The organism is Enterobacter quasihormaechei, assembly GCF_004331385.1.
In the GTDB taxonomy this organism is placed as follows: Bacteria; Pseudomonadota; Gammaproteobacteria; order Enterobacterales; family Enterobacteriaceae; genus Enterobacter; species Enterobacter quasihormaechei.
Map to the genome: position 1 here is coordinate 1 of NZ_SJON01000050.1, position 204 is coordinate 204.

Sequence of the window (204 nt, forward strand, 5' to 3'; positions counted from 1 at the left end):
CACTATCGTTAACTGAATACATAGGTTAACGAGGCGAACCGGGGGAACTGAAACATCTAAGTACCCCGAGGAAAAGAAATCAACCGAGATTCCCCCAGTAGCGGCGAGCGAACGGGGAGCAGCCCGGAGTCTGAATCAGCTTGTGTGTTAGTGGAACGGTCTGGAAAGTCCGACGGTACAGGGTGATAGTCCCGTACACGAAAA

The 204-nt window shown here is 52.0% G+C and carries 1 rRNA gene; it reads left to right on the forward strand.

Going from position 1 to position 204, the window contains the following annotated elements:
• Positions 1-204, forward strand: a 23S ribosomal RNA gene (locus E0L16_RS21970); the annotation flags it as partial.